At 49.0% G+C, this 20,905-nt stretch carries 25 protein-coding genes; 4 read left to right on the forward strand and 21 right to left on the reverse strand.

Annotated features, from left to right (window positions below; all coding sequences use genetic code 11):
• The first annotated feature begins 67 nt into the window (after positions 1 to 67).
• Positions 68 to 1,240 (forward strand): glycosyltransferase family 4 protein, encoded by a 1,173-nt coding sequence (locus AC4PM4_RS29225; RefSeq protein WP_491615198.1) that lies wholly within the window; start codon positions 68 to 70, stop codon positions 1,238 to 1,240.
• Positions 1,241 to 1,315: 75 nt separating this feature from the next.
• Here the strand turns inward: AC4PM4_RS29225 and AC4PM4_RS29230 are convergent, their stop codons facing one another.
• Complete coding sequence (locus AC4PM4_RS29230; RefSeq protein ID WP_063566677.1) at positions 1,316 to 2,803, reverse strand: DHA2 family efflux MFS transporter permease subunit; 1,488 nt, start codon at positions 2,801 to 2,803, stop codon at positions 1,316 to 1,318.
• 262 nt (positions 2,804 to 3,065) lie between these two features.
• Entirely contained in the window at positions 3,066 to 3,413 is a 348-nt protein-coding gene (locus AC4PM4_RS29235) for a hypothetical protein (protein WP_491615199.1), read from the reverse strand.
• Between the two features lie 187 nt (positions 3,414 to 3,600).
• On the opposite strand from AC4PM4_RS29235, the gene AC4PM4_RS29240 reads away from it, so the two are divergent.
• Complete coding sequence (locus AC4PM4_RS29240; RefSeq protein ID WP_491615200.1) at positions 3,601 to 4,839, forward strand: glycosyltransferase family 4 protein; 1,239 nt, start codon at positions 3,601 to 3,603, stop codon at positions 4,837 to 4,839.
• Positions 4,836 to 5,009 carry a hypothetical protein gene (locus AC4PM4_RS29245; RefSeq protein ID WP_170867946.1) on the forward strand — a complete coding sequence of 58 codons (174 nt, stop codon included), beginning with the start codon at positions 4,836 to 4,838 and terminating at the stop codon, positions 5,007 to 5,009. The genes AC4PM4_RS29240 and AC4PM4_RS29245 overlap by 4 nt, the downstream gene beginning before the upstream one ends.
• A 135-nt stretch (positions 5,010 to 5,144) precedes the next feature.
• Here AC4PM4_RS29245 and AC4PM4_RS29250 read toward each other — a convergent pair whose 3' ends face one another.
• The 19 genes from AC4PM4_RS29250 to AC4PM4_RS29340 all read right to left on the reverse strand — a co-directional run bounded on the left by AC4PM4_RS29250 (position 5,145) and on the right by AC4PM4_RS29340 (position 19,964).
• Entirely contained in the window at positions 5,145 to 5,861 is a 717-nt protein-coding gene (locus AC4PM4_RS29250) for a glycosyltransferase (RefSeq protein WP_064635779.1), read from the reverse strand.
• 231 nt (positions 5,862 to 6,092) lie between these two features.
• Entirely contained in the window at positions 6,093 to 6,809 is a 717-nt protein-coding gene (locus tag AC4PM4_RS29255; protein WP_491615202.1) for a glycosyltransferase, read from the reverse strand.
• Positions 6,806 to 7,747, reverse strand: coding sequence for an NAD-dependent epimerase/dehydratase family protein (locus tag AC4PM4_RS29260; RefSeq protein WP_090954629.1), 942 nt, complete (start codon positions 7,745 to 7,747; stop codon positions 6,806 to 6,808). The genes AC4PM4_RS29255 and AC4PM4_RS29260 overlap by 4 nt, the downstream gene beginning before the upstream one ends.
• On the reverse strand, positions 7,729 to 8,556 hold the full coding sequence (locus AC4PM4_RS29265; RefSeq protein WP_072735441.1) for a dTDP-4-dehydrorhamnose reductase family protein: 828 nt from the start codon (positions 8,554 to 8,556) through the stop codon (positions 7,729 to 7,731). Before AC4PM4_RS29265 ends, AC4PM4_RS29260 begins: the two co-directional genes overlap by 19 nt.
• Positions 8,553 to 9,539, reverse strand: coding sequence for a polysaccharide biosynthesis protein (locus AC4PM4_RS29270; RefSeq protein ID WP_072735442.1), 987 nt, complete (start codon positions 9,537 to 9,539; stop codon positions 8,553 to 8,555). Before AC4PM4_RS29270 ends, AC4PM4_RS29265 begins: the two co-directional genes overlap by 4 nt.
• Complete coding sequence (wecB, locus tag AC4PM4_RS29275) at positions 9,532 to 10,623, reverse strand: non-hydrolyzing UDP-N-acetylglucosamine 2-epimerase (RefSeq protein WP_063566733.1); 1,092 nt, start codon at positions 10,621 to 10,623, stop codon at positions 9,532 to 9,534. Before wecB ends, AC4PM4_RS29270 begins: the two co-directional genes overlap by 8 nt.
• Before the next feature lie 14 nt (positions 10,624 to 10,637).
• Positions 10,638 to 12,239, reverse strand: coding sequence for a glycosyltransferase family 4 protein (locus AC4PM4_RS29280; RefSeq protein ID WP_491615204.1), 1,602 nt, complete (start codon positions 12,237 to 12,239; stop codon positions 10,638 to 10,640).
• A gap of 61 nt (positions 12,240 to 12,300) precedes the next feature.
• Positions 12,301 to 13,440, reverse strand: a complete 1,140-nt coding sequence (locus AC4PM4_RS29285; RefSeq protein WP_240321512.1) for a CgeB family protein — start codon at positions 13,438 to 13,440, stop codon at positions 12,301 to 12,303.
• 63 nt (positions 13,441 to 13,503) lie between these two features.
• Positions 13,504 to 14,598: a CgeB family protein gene (locus AC4PM4_RS29290; RefSeq protein ID WP_491615205.1), complete on the reverse strand. Its 1,095-nt coding sequence runs from the start codon at positions 14,596 to 14,598 to the stop codon at positions 13,504 to 13,506.
• Positions 14,599 to 14,654: 56 nt separating this feature from the next.
• The gene (locus AC4PM4_RS29295) at positions 14,655 to 14,834 is read right to left on the reverse strand and encodes a hypothetical protein (RefSeq protein WP_139295735.1); all 180 of its coding nucleotides are present in this window, start codon (positions 14,832 to 14,834) and stop codon (positions 14,655 to 14,657) included.
• A 22-nt stretch (positions 14,835 to 14,856) separates the two neighbouring features.
• Positions 14,857 to 15,198 (reverse strand): hypothetical protein, encoded by a 342-nt coding sequence (locus AC4PM4_RS29300; protein ID WP_063566666.1) that lies wholly within the window; start codon positions 15,196 to 15,198, stop codon positions 14,857 to 14,859.
• Position 15,199: 1 nt separating this feature from the next.
• Complete coding sequence (locus AC4PM4_RS29305; protein ID WP_063566665.1) at positions 15,200 to 15,499, reverse strand: hypothetical protein; 300 nt, start codon at positions 15,497 to 15,499, stop codon at positions 15,200 to 15,202.
• Complete coding sequence (locus AC4PM4_RS29310; protein WP_063566731.1) at positions 15,496 to 15,834, reverse strand: alpha-helical endospore appendage domain-containing protein; 339 nt, start codon at positions 15,832 to 15,834, stop codon at positions 15,496 to 15,498. Before AC4PM4_RS29310 ends, AC4PM4_RS29305 begins: the two co-directional genes overlap by 4 nt.
• 23 nt (positions 15,835 to 15,857) lie before the next feature.
• Entirely contained in the window at positions 15,858 to 16,145 is a 288-nt protein-coding gene (locus AC4PM4_RS29315; protein ID WP_063566664.1) for a hypothetical protein, read from the reverse strand.
• Between the two features lie 121 nt (positions 16,146 to 16,266).
• A complete protein-coding gene (locus AC4PM4_RS29320) occupies positions 16,267 to 17,019 on the reverse strand; it encodes an amino acid ABC transporter ATP-binding protein (protein WP_072735443.1) in 753 nt (250 codons plus the stop codon).
• A complete protein-coding gene (locus AC4PM4_RS29325) occupies positions 17,016 to 17,726 on the reverse strand; it encodes an amino acid ABC transporter permease (RefSeq protein WP_063566662.1) in 711 nt (236 codons plus the stop codon). The genes AC4PM4_RS29320 and AC4PM4_RS29325 overlap by 4 nt, the downstream gene beginning before the upstream one ends.
• A 4-nt stretch (positions 17,727 to 17,730) precedes the next feature.
• Complete coding sequence (locus AC4PM4_RS29330; protein WP_063566661.1) at positions 17,731 to 18,474, reverse strand: amino acid ABC transporter permease; 744 nt, start codon at positions 18,472 to 18,474, stop codon at positions 17,731 to 17,733.
• 26 nt (positions 18,475 to 18,500) lie between these two features.
• Complete coding sequence (locus tag AC4PM4_RS29335; protein ID WP_063566660.1) at positions 18,501 to 19,340, reverse strand: transporter substrate-binding domain-containing protein; 840 nt, start codon at positions 19,338 to 19,340, stop codon at positions 18,501 to 18,503.
• Between the two features lie 294 nt (positions 19,341 to 19,634).
• Positions 19,635 to 19,964 carry a hypothetical protein gene (locus AC4PM4_RS29340; protein WP_063566659.1) on the reverse strand — a complete coding sequence of 110 codons (330 nt, stop codon included), beginning with the start codon at positions 19,962 to 19,964 and terminating at the stop codon, positions 19,635 to 19,637.
• Between the two features lie 283 nt (positions 19,965 to 20,247).
• Here AC4PM4_RS29340 and AC4PM4_RS29345 point away from each other — a divergent pair, with 283 nt between their 5' ends.
• Positions 20,248 to 20,766: a GNAT family N-acetyltransferase gene (locus AC4PM4_RS29345; RefSeq protein WP_491615208.1), complete on the forward strand. Its 519-nt coding sequence runs from the start codon at positions 20,248 to 20,250 to the stop codon at positions 20,764 to 20,766.
• The last annotated feature ends 139 nt before the right edge of the window (positions 20,767 to 20,905 follow it).

Here is a 20,905-nt window from a genome sequence, read left to right on the forward strand (position 1 = left end):
TACGTGTTGTATCCTAAATGCAGCTTAAAGTCACTTAAAAGAGAGCTTAAAAATATGTGTCTAAAATGTGAACAACACTTCATTCACCCACACCCTGCACTCTGGGGCAACGTACCTTAAAGTACAGGAGCATGAGCACCTGCACAAAAGTCAGAGGGTGAACCGTGTGAAAGTACTATTCACATTTTTTGTTCCAAGCGGCGGTGTGGATACTTTAAATCGATTGCGCACAGCCGTTCTGCAACGCCATGGCATCGAAGCGCATGCATTGTATCTGTACCCTGGCTCGGGAATGCAGAACAATACCAGCACGCCGGTCTTCACCGCTTCCAGTGATGAGGAAATTCACAGTTTGATTCATCATCATCGTTATGATGCCATTATTGTTACCTCCGATATTGCCATGCCGGGCAGATTAAGAGCCCTCGGGTATAAAGGACGCATTATCTATGAAGCACAGGGACTTGGGACACGTGAGCAAGCTATGGAAACCATTCAGATGGGAGTACCTTATCTGCAAGCCCACTGTAATGCTGCGCTCATTCCTCCAACCGATCATTTACTGGAGCTGTTCATCCATATGTGCCCATGGCTTCACCGGTTTGTCATTCCCAATATGCTGGATACCAATACCTTTGCCCCAATTTCGGTGGATACCCCTCCCTATCCAGTAATTGCATGGGTAGGAAGGCTCGAACACAACAAAAACTGGCGGGAATATTTGATGATATCCAGTGAAATCATTAAAAAAATTCCAAAAGCCAGACTATGGTTGTTCCACGATCCGACCTTGGCTAATCCCGAGGACGAGGTCATGTTCCGACACATGCTTGCGGAGTACGGGCTTGAAGATCGGATTGGCATCTTTATCAACGTGCCCCATTCCCAGATGCCTACATTCTACTCCATGGTTGCAGCTTCCGGGGGTATCATGCTATCCACATCGCTGCTTGAAGGCTTTGGATACGCCGTTGCTGAAGCCATCAGCTGCGGCTGTCCGGTACTCAGTACCGATTCGGATGGCGTAAGGTCCTTTATTACACATAACCGAACGGGTAAATTCTATCCGATTGGCAACGTGAATACGGCTGTATCCGAAGCTGCAGACCTTATGCGCAACAAAAAGCTGCGGGAGTATATACGTATTCAGGGCAGACAGCATATGGCCATCTCCTTCTCCCCTGATCGTTACGCCACTTCATTTCGAGAAATGATGACAGCCTTGAGCATTTTCTTTTAAACAAAACAAAAAAGGCAGTTCAGAAGGATGCTCTGAACTGCCTTAATTTATTTTCTTAAGATCGGCTTATAAAAATTAGTGTCCCATCATCATTGCAGGATCAGGTTGATCCCCTGTTTGAAGGGTATCTTCCTCCATCCGTTTTGGTTTGCGCAGAATCAGACTGAGCAGGCATCCAAACAAGGCAATACACGCGGCCAGGAAGAAGGTGTCGTTAAAACCAGCCACTAATCCATTCACCATACCTGTAGCGTCAGTAGCTCCAGCTGTATTGCTTGCAATATGGGAGGTCAGGAATCCAGTCAGGCCAGCAACTGCAAAGGACACAACCACTTGTTGTGCAGCAGCAGTAAGCGGGGTAACCCGACCTACCAGCTTACGTGGAGCAGCATTCAGTACATGCGTATTGAGTGGCATCATGGAGAAGCCCATACCCAATCCCATCATGACAAGGCTAAGAATGATCAGACCAAGGCCCGTTTCCGCCGTAATCGAAGACAGAATGAACAGTGCACCCGAGATGATACCCAGACCCACGAAAGCAAGTGGTCTTGCACCAATTTTATCAAACAAACGTCCACCAAGTGGCATACCCACACCCGAAGCCAGCGCCTGCGGGAGCAGAATGAGTCCTGTTTCCAATGCAGTGTAGCCTTTGATTTGTTGCAGATAAAGTGGGATCAAAATCATCGCCCCAAACAAAGCGACTTGTGATACCCATGCCAGAATAATACCCCGTGTGAAATCAGATGATTTGAACACCCGAAGTTCCAACAGCGGATTTTTGTGACGAAGTTCCACGATAACGAACAGGATCAGCGCCACGCCTCCGACAATCACACCTGTCAGTGTTGTTGCAGACGTCCAGCTTGTTCCGCCTTCACTTACACCGTATGCGAGCATCGAGAATGCGATTGGTGCCAGAATCATACCGAGCAGATCAAGCGCAGGCGTGCGTCCACGATCCGTATCCGGCAGGAATTTGATACATAGAATAAAAGCGGCAATACCAATCGGCAGATTGATCAGGAAGATCCAGTGCCAGCTGAATGATTCAATGAACCAGCCCGATAATACCGGACCCAGTGCAGGAGCCAACAGCATCGGAATCCCGAGCATACCCATGATAGAACCTCTTCTTTCAGGAGGAGCCAGGCGGAATACCATCGCCATACCAATCGGAGCAACCATGCCTCCGCCAAGTCCCTGAATGATACGGTAAATAATTAATTGTTCAGGCGATTGCGCGATCGAACATAAGACCGAACCCAGAGTAAACATCGCAATCGTGAACAGAAATACTCTTTTGGCACCGAATCGGTCGGTCAACCATCCCGCCAGCGGAATGACGGCTGACAAGGCCAACGTGTAACCTGTAACCGTCCATTGAATGGTCTTCAGATCGGTCTCAAAATATTGAACCAGATTCGGAATCGCCACGTTAACCACCGTGCTGTCCAAGATGACCATAATCATCCCGACGATAATAGCCAGTAGCGGCAGAATAATCGTTTTAATCGAGAATTCCGCCGGGTCCTGGGGTACTGCTGTTTGTTGTTTCAATCTCTCCACTCTCTTTTCCGGCCTGGAGGCATTATCTTTGTATGTGCCTCTCCATTGGCCTTATATTCACGACGTTTCAAACTTTTGTTTTAAACCGTCGTTTTAAACTCTTGTTTGAGCATAGGTTAATTCTAATGAAAATACCTTTGCTGTCAAGCTATTTTTTATTGGATAACGGATCACGTATGTATGCCAAAAAATGGACCAGGTCTTCTCCTGCTCCACCCATTTGGTTAATCGATGCTCATTATGGTGATCTTTGCTAATCTGCCAATTTGATCATCTGATGCTCCGAAAGTATACCCAGGGTCTGGCCTTGGTCACTTCTGCAGTACATGCGAATAACCAGATGACTTGGTGTAGAACTGTTGCTAATGATGCGTAGTTCGGATGGGTCGGATGAGACCGCAAGATTATGAATAATGTGATTTCCCGTATCCGCCCCAATCCGACAAAGATAGCGATACAACTCTCCATGGGTGTGACTGATTCCTCCGACAAAGATATCCACATCGTCATTCCCCACAAATGACAATTCAATGTCCATATATCTCACCGGAACAACGGTTTGCAGCAAGTTTTCGTGAATCTCCAGCACATATGCGGCCACGGTATATCCCTCCTGTAGAGCAGAGTTGAACCTTTCTCTAGATATGGTATGCCTGCTCTCGTCCATTGCTATTTGCAATCACCCATTTTAATCAATTCCACGGAAATGCCCACCCTTTCGTCTGCTCTTTTTCATAGACTAACAGGATAGAAGATCGGCCTGTGCAGGCCGTGACAAGGAGGTACCTATGAGAGTTCTGCTCGTGACCTATTGGGAGCTTACACAGATGGGTGGAATATGGACATATGTGAAACAGCTAGCTGACAGGCTGATGGCTCTTGGCGTAGAGGTGGATATTATGGGCACCAACGGAGCCAAAAATGAAGTATACATTCGCAATCTCAATCGTTCCTTCTCCAAAGATAAAGTATGGCCCATGCTTCAAGCCAAACTTAATCCGACAGATTTGCCTGAATTCACTGCCGATTCTCTCGTGGCTTATTATGAATTGAACAGGTATGCCTTTGAAATGGGAGCCGCCTATCTCGGCGTTGATCATTACGATGTCATCCATGCGCAGGACCCGGTAGCAGCGGTCGCGATGAGACGTATATTAAACCGCAATACACCCATGGTAACGAGTTATCACGGAGCGCTTGCGCGCGAAGCCTTTTACGATGCTCAAAACTCTAACGCGAAGCTCACGCTTCCCGAATATTTGCAATCCACACGAGGACGTTACTTCCTGTCACTGGAAGAGCGAAGCGCTGAGCAATCCCAGCTTATTCTGGTCTCCAGCCATTGGATTAAGAGCACCCTTACGGATCTCCATGTTCCCGAGTCCAAATTTCGAATTATTCCTTATGCTGTGGATATTCCAGCCTACCGTGCCCAAGCAGCAGTCAAGTTCCGTCAGAGGAAGCCAGCGGGCAAAAAAGTGATCGCATTTACGGGCAGACTGGAGCACATCAAAGGGGTTCATATTCTGGTTAAAGCGCTCTCCAGCCTGAAGAAGAATCGCTCGGATTGGATCTGCTGGATTGCTGGGGAAGGCAATCTGATGGAGGATTTGCGCTCCCTAGCCAATGATCTTGGAGTAGGTGCTGACATCGTTTTCTGGGGTAAACTAGACAACATCCCTTCATTCTTACGCCATGCTGACATTTATGTACAGCCCAGCTTGCAGGATACGCAGCCTTTCTCGGTTACAGAGGCTCAGCTCGCCGGATTGCCTGTCATTGTAAGCGGTACGGCAGGTATGCCTGAGATGGTGCAGCCTGAACATACTGGTTGGGTCGTGCCACCACAGGATGTCGAAGCTCTTAGCGCACTGTTAAATGCCCTTCTGCAGGATGGTGCCACCCGTGCTAAGGTAGGAGCAACAGCTAAAGCATGGGCTGAACAACATCGATCACTGGACGAGATGGGATTGCGCACGCTGCATGTCTACCAGGAAGCCATTCAGTTGGGAGGTCAGAGGATATGACATTGCTCGTCCCCAGTGATTTGTATAATCGTTGGTTCTCCACCCCTGTGTCGACGACACATATTGAAGTAGATTACGCTGTAATGAACGAATTAATGAGGAAGCTGCCCAAAGGGTACGTTTTCCCTGATCCGGCAACCATGCACATTCTCACATCCGAGAAAAATTAGAATCAAGTACTTTACAAACAGGAACAAATAAGAGGATATTCGTTCGTGCCGCAATCACTATACGGCAACCGAATACCCTCTTTATTGCGGTGCGGTTCATGTATCTAGCATTCGTGATTCCAAGACTTCTAGCCTCTACTTCCAGTAACCGCCAACCTGCAGCAGATTAAGTAAAACGGGCCGATGCTTCGCTTGAACAAGTTCCATCTCGGCTTTTAATGCCTCGAAGTGCTTCTTGGTTCCCATCGATTCATGAACCCGATAACACATCAGTGGCTCATTGTAATAGAACAGCTCATAGAGCGGAAACAGTCTCAGCCACATCTCATAGTCATGCGTGTAGCGAAAATCGGTGTCAAATACGCCGAACTTTCGAAATGCATCCATCTCAAGCATTACAGTGCAACCGTTGATTGGGCAACCTTCGGTCAGTACCTGAAGCATCTCCAGACGACTCCCTACTTCTGGTCTCACCGTGTCCATCCATACGCTGTTCGCATCAACATAATGATAAGCCCCGTGACAGAACGAAGCCTTAACGTCAAGCATGAACTTCAATTGTTTCTCTACCCGGTCCAGCAACATTACATCATCGGAGCTGAGCCAGACAAAGTAATCACCTGTCGCCTGCTTAATTCCCTCGTTTAACGCGGTTGCTGTTCCACCATTCTTTTTTCGAATATAGCGAATGCGATCCATGAATGGTTGCAGCCGCTCCACATGCTTCGTAGAGCCGTCATCCACCACAATGACCTCAATATGCGGATACGTCTGGTGAATGGCGCTGTGAACAGCCTGCTCGATGTACGCGCAATTATAAAAAGGAATGACAATTGATACTTTCGGCTCCATTCGGTCCTCCCCTTTCCCCGCGTGAATAATACCATTCTCCCTATTATATGTAGATAGGTCCGTTAGGTATCAGGCATCTGTTGCATAGCGACGTATAAATTACGCACATGGAGCATTTTGCATCAATCCAAAGAGCGGCTTTCCATCATTAAGATATAGATCGAAATGCATATAAATAAAGAGGGCGTTATTCGGCCAGCTCACGGCCTCCATAACCCCCACCAAAGTTCTTTATCCTCCCATGGCAGCAATGCGCTGCAACAAAGGCTCCCGATATCTGGACCATACCATAGAGGCCTCTCGGCCGATGGCATCCGCGTGACGTACCGTCCCCATTCCCCCGTGCCGACGATATGCCGTAAGCGATTCATTCAGATATGGAAAACGATGGCCGTTCAGCAGAATACGCATCCATAGATCCAAATCATGCGTATAAGGCAATAGTTCATCGAACAGACCCACCCCACTAAACAGATCCCTGCGGATCATCACGGTACAGCCATTCACCGGATTGCCGTTTACGAAGAGGCGCAGCCAATCCGGTTCGGCCATCGCTTGAGCTCCACCGTTCAGCTTGGTCACTGTAGAGTGCTCATTAATGTAATTAAAGTTGGTATGTGAGATGAGCGCATTCTCTCGTTGCATAAATTCAACCTGATGACGAATCTTATCTGGATATAAGAGGTCATCTGAACTCAGCCAGGCGATATAGTCCCCGGAAGCATGACGAATGCCGTGATTCAGAGCCGAAGCTGTACCGCCGTTGCTTTTGCCAAGAACATACATGTAGGGAAGATACGGCTGAAGCAGTTCTTCATTCCGGGTAGAGCCATCGTTGACGATAATGATCTCCACATCGGTATATGTCTGGTTCAGTGCACTCTGGATCGCTTGAGGTACATAAGGATCATTGTAAAACGGAATGACAATGGACACGCTCGGATTCATGTAGTCGCCCTCCCCTGCTGAGTACGAACATCGCTCAGAATGTCCTGAAGAGATTGGGTAAATGGAATCAGCGGCTGCCAGCCCAACTTGCGCAGTGCCGAGAACTCCTCCTGATCTCCCGCCCCGTCCGGCCCGGAAGAAGCTCCGTCCCAGCGTACCGGCACCTCCGCTTCGGTCATGGTTAGCAGCGTATCCGCAATCTCTCCGAGGCTGCGCTCGGTGCCCGATACAACCGGATATACGTTGCCCGTTGTGCCTTGAACAAGCAAGGTTGCATAGGCCCGGACTGCGTCCCGCACATCTAGAAAATCACGGGTATTATCCCGGCCGGATAGACGAAAGGCCTCCGTCTTACCTTCCTGTTCACAGGCAACAATATGACGTGCCAGCAGCGAACATATGCCCGTTGAAGGGCCTGCCCCGATCAGATTTCCCGGCTCGGCCAGCATAATCTGCTGTCCAAAAAGAGACATCCATGATAGAGATACCATTTCCTCTAATGCTTTGCTGAGACTATACGGGTGCGGAGGCTGCGGTGGCCGACCGGGTTCAGGAGTATACTTTAATCGGGAGCCCACAATAACGGTCCGTGCCGCCGGACAGCTTCTTAGTGCATCCAGCAAATAGAGAACAGCCATCACATTAGTCTCTAGCACCAGCAGCGGATTGGACCACGAATCGGGCACGGAATTTTTACCTGCAAGATGCAGCACATAATCCGGCTTCACCTCTTCAATCAGAAGACGGACTTGCTGCTTATCGTTAAGATCACAGACATGTACAGCCACACCATCGCCAAACGAATGTATACCTGCCCGCCTGACCACTGCTGCGACCGCCGTACCGGCTGACTTGAAATAAGCAACCGCATGCCGTCCAGTAAAGCCAGAAGCACCCGTAATCAGTACCTTTTTGCCAGTTAGCTCTGCTCCATCCATAATGCCAGCTCCTTCAGCATCGTAGAATAATCCGGAAGGTCTGTCTTCACATCCTCACGTGTGGAAACTAACGTGCGGTCCTGCACAACGCTATCATCGGGTAAGATAACAACATCCTGTTTATCCCATATCTGCTTGAACAGCACAAGCAGGTCATGCTTGCTGACAGGCACCGGATGAGCCAGATGGATTAGACCACTGACCGGAGATGCCAGATAATGATCTACCCATTTGGCCAGTTCAAGGGTGGTCACCCCATTCCAGAAGACGCGTGTATATCCGCCAACCTCACCTGTGCAGGACATGAACCAATGCATCAGACCAATGCCGCCTTTCCGAATTTCAGGTCCTATAATGGACGTACGTATCGTCAGATGACCCGCATCCTGAACTTCACCCAGTGCTTTCGTGATTGCATAGGCAGATGTTCCATCGGTAACATCATCCTCCCGGTACGCCCCCCGGTCCCCACTAAACACACAATCTGTACTGATGTGGATCAGACGTGCACCGATCGTGTCAGCGATCCGCCGCAAACGATGCGGCAGAAATCCATTAATATGATAAGCGGTAATTTTGTCTTCATCTGCAAAACTGTTCAAAACACCCACCGCGTTAACGATGACATCCGGGTGCACCACCTCCACCAGACGGTCGACCATAAAGCAGTCATTTACATCCAACAGAAGACCATTAGGGTCCGATACATCTCGGGTCGTATAGAAGACGCTGTGGACGCCTTGACGGCGGAAATAGTCGACCATAATATGGCCGGCCATTCCGTTCCCCCCAAGTATCAACAACTTCATGACAGGAACCCTCCGCGTTGCAGAATGTCACGAATCTCCTGTTTGGTCATTAGCTGATGCTCGGAACTGAAGCTGCTGAAGGATACCGGAGGACAGTTCGTATAATGCTCTTTCAACCCCGGTATGCCGAGTGTAGGCAAGATCACCAAGTATTGCTCATCGTATACCACTGTGGTCATGCTCTCGAATTCACTCATCAGAATCTCGTGAATCTTCTCACCTGGCCGAGTACCACGCTCCACAATGGAGACATTCTCCACACCTGAATCCTCAATCAGAACTTCTGCCAGATCTACGATTTTGCACGTTGGCATCGTCATGACAAAAATCTCACCACCGACACTTTCCACCGAAGCTTTGAACAGCAAAGTGATCGCATCTTTCAGCGTGAGAAAAAATCGAGTCATTTTCATATCCGTGATGGAAACTTGACCTTTGGATCGAATCTGATTTTTGAATAAGTGCACGACACTGCCGTTCGTTCCAAGTACATTGCCACCACGTACGGTGACAAACCGCGTATTGCTGTGAAGCAGATTGGCATATACGATCAACTTCTCACCGATCGCCTTTGTCATGCCGTAGAAATTGGATGGATTAGCGGCCTTGTCGGTCGAGATGTAAATGACTTTTTCCACATTATTTTCAATCGCAGCTTCGATAACATTTTGTGTGCCGATCACATTGGTTTTGAGTGCTTCATAAGGTTGGTCTTCACACACCGGTACATGCTTGAGTGCTGCGAGATGAAATACATAATCCACATGTTGACATGCAACGGTTAAAGCATCCTTGTCTCGAATATCACCAATACGAAAATGAAGACGCGGGTCTTCGAATTCACGACTCATCGCCACTTGGCTGGACTCATTCCGGGAGTAAACGATAATCTCCTTGGGCTGCTGGGGCAGCAGTTGAGCCACAAGTTCATAACCCCATGATCCCGTACCGCCAGTCACGAGTATACGCTTATTTTCAAACATGCAATTTCCCTCCAAGCAGAAATTTGACCACTTTACTGGATACATCGGTTGCTTTGTAGCCTTGTGGACAATCCCAGTCGTTTGACATTTCGGTCATTACTTTCACACAACCCGCAATACGCTCCGCATCCAGACCTGAGACCACATTGCTGCCGCAATCCACCGTCTCCGGTCTTTCTGTCGTGCGACGCATGGTTACCGTTGGCACACCCATGATGCAGCACTCCTCCTGTACGGTACCACTATCCGTAAGTGCACAGCGAGCATGTCGCTCCAGCATCACGAAGTCGAAAAAACCGAATGGTTCGTGAAATTCCACCAGCGGGTGCATCTCCAGTTGCAGATGCTCGGCGATTCGAATAGCCGTTCGAGGGTGAATGCTGCATATGACTCGCATGGCATGTTCTTCAGCAACCTGGTTCAAACCTTTCATAATCTCCAGCAAATGAGGAGGGTGATCCACATTCTCCGCCCGGTGGGCCGTAACCAAAAAATATTGCCCGGACTTCAGCTTCAATTTCTTCAGTATTTTGCTGGAACTTACCTGTGCGTCGTAGTGACGCATCACTTCATAGATCGGGTTCCCTGTCAGCACAATTCGGCGACTAGGTACCCCTTCACTAATCAGATGTTTCTTACTCTGTTCGGTATACGGCATATTAATGGTGGAAATGGCGTCGATAACCCTGCGATTTTTCTCTTCGGGCACATCCAGGTCAAAGCATCGATTGCCTGCTTCCATATGAATGACGGGTATGCCCATCCGTTCAGCCAGAACAGCACATAATGCACTGTTCGTATCGCCGAGCAGCAGCACTTTGTCCGGTTTCTCCTGATTTAATAAATCTTCCATTTGCGTAAACATCGAGGATAACTGTCGACCCAACGAGGCCGCTTCATCCTGAAGGACGTAGTCCGGCGCACGCAAGCCCATTTCCTTGAAGAAAAGACCGCTGAGACTTTCCGTGAAGTTCTGTCCCGTGTGTACCAGAATATGTTTGGACGCGTACTGGTCCAGCTTGGAAATGATCAGGCTGAGCCGTATAATTTCAGGTCGCGTACCCAGCACCGTCATGATCTTCATCGTAATCCCTGCCTTCATCGTCTATTGGATAATCTCCGGCGAACCCGGCTTCGTTTGGCTTTGCCAGGCGCACGTTTGCGAACAGTCGGTTGCACCACGCGCACACGTTGTTTCCTCTTTTTGCTTGCCTTCAGCTTCCTCCTGCCTGTTCCCGTTCCTCGTTTCATTCGGTCACGGATCCTGCTGCGGTGGGTTGAATGCGGGTAACGACTTCGTCCTGATCTATGGCTTGAGCGAGGTTCTGTATCTTCATGAACAGGCTGACCTATGGCAAGCGGAGGCAAGGGCGAGAGTGGCAACGCCTGAATCACAGTCAATGGGAACAATCGTGCCCGAACCGAAGCCGGTTCCAGAATCAGCACGGTTCGCAAACGGCCCTCCCCCCATGCGTACACTGGACCATTCGGTGGCTGAATGTACGGAAACCATCCGGGAAAACGCATCAACCACTGTGTCACCATCGTATGCAGCTTTGCCCTGTAGGTTTCAATACCGTACAGCTTTTCCGCTTCTGTCCGATTACGCCAACCGGTGTCGGAGGCCAGTTCAGGATCATTCAGCAAAGTTGTTGCCAGAGTAGTAAGTGCCTGGGAATCCCCGGCCGGGGCCAAAAATGCACCGCTGCCTACCGATTCCAACAATTCCTTGAGTCCGCCCTGGGCAAAAGCGATAACCGGTTTGGCGAAATAAAGCCCCTCCAGCGCGGTCATGCCAAATCCTTCTTTGACCATGCTCGGAATGACCACCATGTCCATGGCCGTATAGGCTAGAGATACATTCTCTTCAAACGGCGTAAAGGTAAATCTGCGATAATAACCGGATTTTTTCACCCGTGATACACATTCGTCATAGTACTTTTTGTCCGCTGATGTACCAATAATCCAGAAACGGCAGCGCGGATGGGTTTCACACAATTGCAAAGCCATATCCACAAAAGGTTTCAGACCTTTGGCATCATATATGAAGGAAGAGATGTAACCGATACAGATCTGTGATGGCTTAAAACCAAGCTCTTTGCGTTTACGTTCCCTCAAGTGAACCCATCGCTCCGGGTCCGGTAAGGCCGGGTCCCAGGTTGGGGAGATCACGGTTAATTTGGCACTCATGCCGGCTTGTCTGAATGGTGCTACTGCACTTTCGGATATGCCTATGATCCAATCGGAGTAACGCTCAATCATCTGTACAGCTTCGTTTGTATGTTCATTCAACGCAATAATCTCGGTAATCTTCCAGATCACCGGAATTTGCAGAGACTTCGCTGCTACGGCAGGCATCACATTGACACAGGTATTCGTTAACACCAGATCAGGTGCAGTCTCCCTGATGAGGGAGACCACGTCCTGATAAGCTGGTTTATGGCGAAGCTGTTCTGCATCCGTTGCAATCCCCCGGTAAGGTGTGTACACACCGTGAAGCATCGGCAGGAAGCATACTTTGACCTGGATATCGAATCTCCGTGCAAGTCCGGCAAGCTTTCCTTCCTGAGGAACCACGAGTACACAATCAAAGATGGAACCCATCTCCCTCATAAAATGAAGCAACAGCTTCTCCGCACCCGTAATGCTGCGGGTGTTGCACACATGGGAAAACAACATGAGTTTGGGTTTAGTCGCCATGGCCGCACGGACCCTGAATACGAATATGCAGGGTTCTGTGCACACCTCCTTCCGGACAAGATTAAGGGAATATAATGCTCAATATTTCGTTGATTCTTTTGCCATACGTGTGATCCTTCAATGTCCGTTCCAGCCCTCGAAGTGCAATTTCACGGCGCTCTTTCTCATGAGTGAGGTAGTATTCAACCTTATCGAGCAACTCCTGAGGGGAAGAGTAGGTCTCGATCTCCACACCCGGTTTATAGAAACGTGCCAGGTCATCCCGCGCATCGGTCAATTGAAGGGTCGTAGACGCCGCAATTTCAAATGTTCTCGGATTCGGGGAGGCTGGTGAAATTTTAACATGATTGTTGTTAACGGAATCGTCTTCATGGGAGCGGTGAAGGTTGATGACAATTTTAGTGCCGTTATAGACATCATTCGTTTCCTGCGGACTCATCCAGCGACCCAGTTCGATCTTCTCACCGTAAGCAGCATAGTCTGGCAGGCGATCCCACCAGATGCCATTAAATACGGTATTGTGTGACATCAGCTGTGCCATGATCGGATTGAAGAAATATACCCGGTTCCAGTAGGCCGAGCCGATAAAGCTGACATCACGGTGTAATGCAGATGGTGTGGTGATTGGGAAGTAATGATTAGTGAATGCAGCAAAGGGCAGGTAGTGAACAGAAGGGCAGCCGTTTTGTCGATACAACTCGACACAGTTCAGTTCCAATGTGAACACATGGTCGAAATGCTGTACTGTCTCAAGCGTCATATCCGTATAGTACGGATCATCCGTGAGCCAAATTGCCGTCTGAATACCTGCTTGGCGAATCGCATCGAGATGTTCCAGCGGAATATCCATACCATCCAGCACAAGCACCAGGTCAGGACGGGTTTGCAACGCAATTTCGGATACAGGCTGACGTGGATCGGAAAGAGTTACCTGGGCAACCATGCCCTGCAATGTTGCCATGATGGCTTCGTCCAGTGGGGAATATGGGAATCCTTTACCCGAAGATACATACAGCACGTGAAGCTGCCGGAAAGGCAATGGCTCCTGTGCACAATTGACGATATAGTTGGCACGGCCACGTAAATATCCTTCTTCCTTGCCCGCATCATATCCGGCATGTTGCCCGTTTTTGCGTGCTTGGTCAGCCAGACTGAGCACTGGTGCATGAGACTTTCTCGTTTTACGGTGTTTGAGAGACATACCGCCACTCCTTTTATTTTTGGGATAGGGTTTTCTAACGCTGTTGCCCTGCAGAAAGAGAATTTACACGTGCTCCAGCAGCTGAGCAATACGACGAGTGAACGTATGCTGGTTCAGTGTGGTAAGCAGCCCTCGCCAAGCCAGGGCTCGCCGTTCCTCTTCATGGTGCAGATAATATTTGATTTTGCGCTGAAGTTCAGCCGCGGTTGTAAAGGTCTCGATGTCATATCCAGGCCGGTAGTAACGTGGCAGATCATTGCGTGCATCCGTTATCTGCATCGTGCCACAGGCGCTGATCTCATACGTCCGCGGATTAATGGAATGGCCTTGGAGATGATGCGTATTGCGATTGTCTTCCCCATTCTCGCAAGTCCGGTGTACGTTAATCACGATTTTGGCGCCATTGTAATAATCCACTGTCGCTCCAGGATCAATCCAGCCTTCATGGATGAATCGGCCCAGGATGTCGGAGCGTTTCAGCCGGTTCCACTGGCTGCCGGCAATGAATACCTTTTTGCCCGCCAGAAAAGGAGCCAGCTCATCGAACAGTGCAATTCGGTTCCAGAATCCGGTGCCGATAAAACAAATGTCATACTGATGCTGCGGCGCCGTACGCCTTGGTTGAAACATTCCCGGGTTCACTGCCAGCGGCATATAGATCACCCGACCTGCTCCATGTGCAGTATAGAACGGCACGGCCGCTTCCTCATGCGTGAACACGACATCGTAATGCTGACAGATGGTTGTCGTATCTTCGGTAAAATACGGGTCATCCACAAACCATACTGCTGTTCGTATTCCAAGTCCCCTTATGCCATTCACCTGTTCCAGATGATCGGGAGGAAATACGTGTAGTCCATTCATGACCAGCACCAGATCGGGCATGTGCTGGCTGGCTTCCTGCAGCATGTTTGCCGGCGATCCGACAACACATTCACGAACAGATTGCTGCAAGGCTCCAATGACGCCTTCATCGATGGCATCGAATCCTTGCGGAATGTACAGCACTTTCATATTCCGCACGGTCGGCTCAAACATCTGCACTCGCTCCATCATGGCCTGACAGCCGCCAAATCTGCGGCCTTCTGCATATCCGCCACGGTAAGCTATCTCCGCTTCTGTAGGCGGCCGGTGTCGTCGTTTTGCCACATCCTTCACCCTGTCTTCCTTCAGGAGATCCCACTTTCAGATTCTCCCCGAGATTGGTGTTCCCTCTAAAGGATATGCCCCGGGGTCAGATGCATCATGGACGGGTGTCCTGCAAGGCGCAAAATTGGCGTCTGCCCTCCACAACCGCCTGCACGGGCATGTCCGCTTTTGCAGCGATACAAATAACCCGGAGGGATCCGTCCCCCCGGGCAATCGTCATACACTGGACATGCATCTATAGTCATCCGAAAATGTACACCTACTCTGTTATTGCGCTTTGTAAGCCAACTGATGTCCGTCCTCGAATCCCTTGGCGAAACCCGCGTTGAATCCCTCGTTGTACGCCTCGTTGTACCCCTGGCTGTACGCGCTGTCCGGGTTCGGATCGGTAGGGGTAGCCGGGACGACAGGTTGTGCGGGCTTCACACTCCGGTGCCGTCGTACCGCACGTTTCTTTTTTTTGAGCCACGCACTGCGTCCTTTGAGGGTACGTTTGTGAAGCACACGTTTGCCTTTGACCGCACGCAGTTTACGGATTTTACGCAGACGGGCCCCGCGAGCAAGCAAAGCTCTTTTGGTTCTCAGACGTATTTTTTTCTTCTTTAACATGTCAACATTCCTCCTGTATGTTCCGGACCATGCGTATCGCATATCCAGGGTCTTTGAGCCATGGCACACCAGGCTCCCCATGCTGGATTCGGGCCAGCCTTATCCCCGTAACCATCCGGGACATCTCCTCTTGATAACGGCTTAGCAAACGAATGTTCTCGGCCAGACTGCGGGCGGATACTTCCGAGTGGGCAGACACGCTGGCCACACTGTCCAGAATGCGGGCGAGCGCCTGCTGACTGTGTGCAATGGACTCAATGAGGGACAGTTTCGCTTCCTGCTCACGCCGCAACAGACTCATTTTCCGAGATCCCCCATATCCATGCCGCCAAACATGCCACCGTCCATGCCGCCTTCTTCACCATCGTTCTGCACCATGATGGCCTTCAGGTTGTTGCATAATCCGGTTTCCATTCGGGTCAATCCTTCTAGTATTTCCACCAGTTGATCATGCATTTTGAGTGGCTCTGCCACCTGATCGCTATGCGTCAGAAAAGACTCACCATTCAAATGATTTAACGCCCAGTTCCTTACCTTCTCGGCTTCAATCGCCTTGGCCTCCAAAATCAGGGCAATATTCCACTGCATCTTGGCTGCTGCATCCAGCATCAGTATGAGACTTTGTTCTCTGCTCATGTCCATTCACCCGCCTTCCGGGCTTATTCTTCCTCTTGACCCGCCATCTCCCGCATCACCTGAGTCAGCGTTTCGGCTACGGCTTCTTCCAAGTCTGCCAGGCCTCCCAAATAGGAGATGATGCTTTTGTTGATTTGTCCCGAGCTATCCAGCAGACCGTCAACGCCATCCAGCTCCGGTTCGATATCCGGCAAATGATTAATGATTTCAGACATGCGCACAGCGACTTGACGTTTGGCATCCAGTACACGTGCAACCTGCTGGTGAGAATGTGCAATATGTGTGAGTATTTCATCGATTTTGCTCTGCATGGTCCTCCTCCTTACCGTCACGGCCTGCTTCACCCATAGAAAAACCCGGCCTATCAGCATTTGCCTGCTACAGCATATGCCGGGCCGGGATCGTCAGTTACTCCAGCTTGCGCCTATATCGTCAGATGACGTAACTCCAATCGGATGAGTAACGGCTGAGGAATTGGCGGGTACGTTCCTGTTTGGGCCGCGCAAATACTTCCTCCGGTGTTCCTTCTTCCACTACGGAACCCCCATCCATGAATACAACTCGATTTGCCACCTCGCGGGCAAAACCCATTTCATGGGTGACAACAATCATGGTGATGCCCTCCTGGGCAATCGATCGAATGACCGACAGCACCTCACCTACAAGTTCAGGATCAAGCGCCGAGGTTGGTTCATCGAACAGAATTACCTCTGGATTCAGTGCCAGCGCCCGAGCAATGCCTACCCGCTGCTGTTGTCCACCTGACAGCATGCTGGGATACTCATTAATTTTGGCGGACAGGCCCACTTGTTCAAGTACACGCAAGGCTCGTTCACGAGCATCGGCTTTGGACATTTTCTGAGCGATGATTAATCCTTCCGTTACGTTATCCAGTACCGTTTTATGTTTGAACAGGTTATAGTGCTGGAACACCATCGCCGTTTTTCGCCGCAACTGCACAATGTCATGTTTGCGGGCATGCTTGCAGTCTACGGTTAATCCGCTGATCTGTACCTTGCCCTCATCGGCACGTTCAAGAAAATTCACACAGCGCAGCAATGTCGTTTTGCCGGACCCGCTCGGTCCAAGAATGGCAACAACATCCCCCTGCTCCACAGTCAGATCAATACCTTTCAACACTTCCTGCTGACCAAAAGATTTGTGTATATTCGTCAGTGATATCATGACACCCCTCCTTTGCTGTACACGGCAACTCTGCGTTCCAGCAAAGCTGTAATCCGTTCGACAATCACCGTCAGACCCCAATAGATCAATGCGGCAGCAATGAAAGCCTCCAGAAATTTCAGACTGACCGAAGCCACCACATCCGCTTTCCCGAGAATATCCATCTGTGATACGGTAAACGCGAGTGTTGATCCATGCAGGAAACCAACAAACATACTGCACAGATTCGGCAGAACCGCACCCACCGCCTGCGGTAAAATAATGCGTCTCATTGCCTGGGAGGTACTCATGCCCACGGCATGTGCAGCTTCCATCTGCCCAGTGTCCACTGCAAGAATACCGGAACGGATAATCTCGGACATATAAGATCCGGCAGTCAACGAGAAGGCGATGAGCACGAACACCAGAATCGGGATGGAGGAAGACTGAAAGGCCCAGCCGTACCGGGCAGCCAGTTTGTCGATGATCAACGGAATCCCGTAATAGATTAGAAACAAGTGCATCAGCATCGGTGTCCCCCGAAAAAACGAAACATAGAAATCAGCGATCCGGTAGACCCAGGGAACCTTATAGATTCGAATTAAAGCAGTAACCAGACCAATGCCAAAGCCTGCGATCAACGGTACAATCGTAATGACGAGTGTTAGTGGCAATGCCTTTAGAATCTGGAAAAAAGATGTATAGATAAAGTTGAAATCAATAGACATTCGCTCACCCCGCTATTCGTTTCAGGCGTTCAGCTCTAACCACTGGCCCAGGGACTTCTTTCTTACGTTCGTGACGCTGGAGTCTGCGCTCTGCGATAGCAAACCCTTTTTCAAGTACAAGCACGATAACATAGTAAACAATCGACAGACTGATATACACTTCAAGTGCATGCGATGTAGCCGAGATCAGCGTTTGCCCCCTGCCCACCATGTCCATGACCCCAATCGAGAAAGCAAGTGACGTATCCTTTAACGAACCAATCAACGTATTCGCCATATTTGGAAAAGCAACGATGAGCGCCTGCGGAACCACAATGCGCCGAAACGACTGAAACGTGGTCAAGCCCGCAGCATAAGCCGCTTCCGTCTGCCCCTTGTCCACACTGCGTACAGCTCCGCGAAAGATTTCCGCAAAGGACGCTGCATCACTTAACGCATAAGTCACGATGACAAATACCAGCGGATCGGTCCTGGACAGATCGACGCCTATAGGCTTGAGCAATTCAGGTAATCCGTAATAGACCAGAAACAACTTGATGAGAATCGGTGTGCCCCGCATGAAAGAGACGTACAGGGTCGCGAGCTGGCTCAGCACCGGAATCCGGTATAACCTCGGAACCGCCAGAAGTACACCGCCCACCAAACCGAACACAATGGAACCGCCCAGTACAATCAGTGTAATATGCAAATATCGCAGCAGTTCAGGGACGAAATCCAGAACCAATGACAGATCGAATGATTTACCCATAACCGTCGCTCACCTTTCTCAACGAACTATTCCTCAACCGTGTAGTCGGCTCCCAGCCACTCTGTGCTCAATTTGCTCAATGTTCCATCTTCCTTGATTGATTTGAGCGCTTCATCAATTTTTGTTTTGAGCTCTTCCTCATCCTTGTTCAGAATGAAATACACTTTGGAGTTGGACAGAGCCTCTCCCACAGTCTTTAACTGTGCATCCACCACTTTATTTTGATAATCGATGGCAAACTGCGTGCTGATGGTTGCATCCACCCGGCCTGTTTTGATCTGGGTATTCGTATCTTCTCCTGCTCCGGAATACACAATGTCGATGGCATTTCCATTCGCTGCATTCCATTTCTCAGCCAGTACAGCCGCATTACTCGTAGCGCCAACAATCAGTTTTTTACCTTTCAGATCCTCGATGGATTTTACATCCTGGTTTTTCTCACTTACAACGATTTTATTAGGGAAAATGTTATATGCCTCGTCATTAAAAAGGAACTTGGCCTGTCTCTCTTCATTTACTTCCATCTGGTGAGCGATCAGGTCTATTTTCTTCGTTTCAAGACTAAGCAGCAGGTTTTTAAATTCCATTGTACTGAACTCGAATTCATATTCAGGCAATCGTTTATCAATCTCGCGGATCAGTTCTACATCGTACCCCGTCAGCTTGCCATTCTCATCAATAAAGCAAACATTCGGGAATTGAGTACCTGTACCCACAATGATCTTCTTCACTTTATCTTGACCGGACGCAGATGCGGAATCCGATTCATTCGATGCATTGCCTGAACTGCAACCCGCCAGTACCACCAACATAGTAATGAACAGCAATGCTGTCCGGAATTTCTGAATCCCCCATTGATTAACCATTCCCGATCTCCTCCACAGGCTGTTATTTCAGCCAATATGATGTGTACTCCCATTCCTCATCTTTGATTTAACTAACCATTCACACTTGTATAGTCGGAATTAGGTTGAACAAAGAATAGCATCGTATGTCATACCTAGGCAATATATATGTTAATAGGACATCCTGATAACGTTATAGAACTTCTCTATGCTTCACCCGTTCCCTAATCCAAAAGTAAACCAAAAGAAGCGATCCTCCAACCAGGCTGGGGATCGCTTCTTCAATGGCAGATCATATTAAATTCAAATACGCATCTATCTGCGACTAGCCCATTTAATCTTACGAGCTACTTCTATACGCTGCAGTTGCAAGAGTCCGATTCGTTCTTCAAACTTCTTACGTTCATCCGTTGAATGGGCCGCGTGAATCTGGTGGCAGAGACCTGTTAGTTTACTGTTGATATAATCAAATCTCATCCATAATTCTTCTTCAGGTGTGCGCTGCTCCGCTTCCGGCTGAAATATTTTGAGCTGGTGGATAAGGGACTGCTGCCATTCCTGATCCTCGATTTGGATGGCAAAATGCAAAAGATCCAGATAGTCGTCGATTTGCAACGATATACCGCAATCAGGTTTCGTATTCATTAGTCGTCTCTCCTTATTTCAGTTCTTGGCTGGAATCAGTTAGTTCTATTTTACAGGATAGAGCATGGTTTAGGCGAGTCCTGAAACGAGTAAAATTGGAAAAAGTTTTGTCATTTTTACATATAGAAGCTTTCGATGGGCTTATAGACAGATCTGATTCGAGAATTATATTCCAACCATGAATTTCATGATAAAATAACACCAAAATATTAAACCAACTTAACAGGTTGGAATAGTTAATTTTCGTAGAAGGGATTGATCGACCATAACCGAACAATACCGATTGGCAACACTTGAAGATGCCGAACAATTGCAGGCTGTTACCGTTGATGCCTATGAAACGATTCGGGCCCTGAACATTCCTTTTCCAGCCGGACACGCTACACTGGAAGTTATACAGAATAATATTGTACAGCATGAATGCTATATTCTTGAAAAAGCCGGAGAAATCATTGCCACGGTTACCCTTGATCGAGCCGAAGATGTACAGCGGCAAGCCATCAGCCCCTATCCTTTCATCCGCTGGTTCGCGGTAAGTCCGGCCCATAAAAGCCAGGGCTATGGCTCTAAACTATTGGATTGGGTTGAGCAACATATCATTCTACAGAAGCTTGATGCTCCTGCCGTATTTCTGGCAACGGCGACCCGCCATCCCTGGCTTGCTCCCATGTATGAACGGAGGGGATATGAACCTTTTCATCACAAAACGGTACAGACACCTGAACGGCAGGAAGAGATTGTATTTATGGTCAAAACGCTCGACCCTTCCCGTTATGAGACGCCTTCTGTTCAAACAGGCTGAACAAATAGCGGCTTGGACGAACGTAAACATACATGATATACGATATACGCCGCCTGTGTAAATGAAAACCCGCTCCGAGGAAAGGGAACTGACCCCATAACGAGAGACAAATTAAAACACCTTCAAGTGAATGAAACCT

This window comes from Paenibacillus sp. MDV22-iso6 (genome assembly GCF_058408365.1).